Source organism: Mycobacterium sp. (assembly GCF_049802695.1).
GTDB lineage: Bacteria > Actinomycetota > Actinomycetes > Mycobacteriales > Mycobacteriaceae > Mycobacterium.
In genome coordinates this window covers 1-1,550 of the sequence record NZ_JBARMY010000163.1, presented here as the reverse complement: position 1 = coordinate 1,550, position 1,550 = coordinate 1, and the positions used below count along the sequence as shown (strand labels likewise).

The window sequence follows — 1,550 nt, the reverse complement described above, 5'->3', positions numbered from 1 at the left end:
ACACGATGGTGGGCAAGGTGTAATCGAGATCGTTCAGCCGCAAACCCGATCGCAGCATCCCCTCCGCGGCGAGCACACCTAGGTAGTCGCGGTTGACTCCGAGCTTGCTCTCCTCGAGGTGGTGATGATGTGTCGAGGCGAGGAAAGTGTCGAGAGTGTCGGCGTCGCGGGTGTAGAGCGCGCGCAAAACCGGCCGGTTCATCGCCTCGACGAACAGCCGCCGCAGATAACGGTGCAGTGCGACCTCGGCCGGATCATCACGTACCGCCTGCACAATCGCGTCCGCCATCGCCGCCGCTTCGCGAGCGCTGACCGCGTGGAACACTTCCTCGCGAGAGCGCCAGTGCAGGTAGACGGTGCCCTTGCCAACACCCGCCCGACGAGCCAGTTCATCGATCGTCACCCGCCGATAACCCCAGGACAGCAACAACTCTCGAGCGGTATCGAGGATGCGATCCGCCCTCTCTCGCCGGTCGCCGCGGGAGCGTTGCACCACCACGGCGGTCAGTCTATGACCAGAAATCGATTTTGGTCAACAGTCACGCATTGCCGGGCTTGAGAGCGGCCGGGCACTGTTCACACCGTTCGACGATGTCGGCAACGGTCGGCCCTCAGGAGTCCAAGAATTGCTGCACCACCTCGACGAGCATTCGCCCACCCTTGCTGTTGAGGTGAATGCCGTCAATGTGGCAGTCCCAACCGTTCATTCGTGAGATCTCATCGAAGCTTCGTCGCAGAATCATTTCCCGAAACACATAATCGCGGTAGAAGGATCCGATTGCGAAATGGGTAAACGCTTTAGACGTGCGTGCGCGGACAAGTTGTCTCTGGAAAGACTCGTTGAAGGGAATGTAGTCCGTGTGCTCGTTCGACGCGACGCTGGCGATGATCTCGTTGTAAGTGGTGATCAAGTCATTGAGCCGCGCTTGGACGGGGTCGCGCGAATGGGGATCTTCTCCAAGCGGCGCAAGCGAACTCAGCCCGATCTTCGGATTGGCGCCGCGCTGTAGCTTGCGCACGATGAAGTACAGGTTCTCCTCGAACCGCGCCGGCGATGGCTCGTCCGAGAGCCGCTTCCATACCCGGACGAATCGCCTGAAATTCGGAAATACGCTCGCCATGATGTCGTTAGTCCCGATCAGGACGATCACCCGGTCGGGTTGCAAGGCGATAACGCGATCGAGCAATCCGACGGTGTGGAACGACAGATCACCGCCCACACCGAGGTTGACGAATCGAAATCGTTTGTTTTGCGGCCGCTTATCCAGCTCGTCGATCCATTTGTAGGTTCCCTTCGACGCGGTGGTACTGGAACCCAGGCAGACCACCGTTTCGCGCGGGTCGGTCATGGCGCCCTGCCGAGAATCTGACATAGCGCCCGGCGGAGGTCGTCTGCCGGCGATTGCGGAAGAGTGGCGGCCCGCCAGCCGACGAAATCGTCGGGGCGGACCAGCAGAGCTCCGCCGGTCGCGATTCCCGCGGCCTGCAGCCAGGCGCGGTCGGGATCTTGCACATCGCCGGCGGCCCCGATCCGGTGGACGGTGATCGGT

Annotated in this window: 2 protein-coding genes and 1 pseudogene; all 3 read right to left on the bottom strand. The window is 61.4% G+C overall.

All coding sequences use genetic code 11. The features are described from left to right. The coding region (locus WA317_RS06685; protein WP_425172290.1) for a TetR/AcrR family transcriptional regulator at nt 1-499 on the bottom strand (499 nt) is incomplete at its 3' end. 112 nt (nt 500-611) lie between these two features. Next, nucleotides 612-1,349, bottom strand: a complete 738-nt coding sequence (locus WA317_RS06680; RefSeq protein ID WP_425172289.1) for an SGNH/GDSL hydrolase family protein — start codon at nt 1,347-1,349, stop codon at nt 612-614. Continuing rightward, nucleotides 1,346-1,550, bottom strand: a pseudogene (locus tag WA317_RS06675) (FAD-dependent monooxygenase); the annotation flags it as partial. The gene WA317_RS06680 and the pseudogene WA317_RS06675, both read right to left, overlap by 4 nt.

Excerpts from the sequence above, each read along its gene's own strand:
- WA317_RS06680 (WP_425172289.1), bottom strand. The coding sequence starts at position 1,349 with ATGACCGACCCGCGCGAAACGGTGGTCTGCCTGGGTTCCAGTACCACC.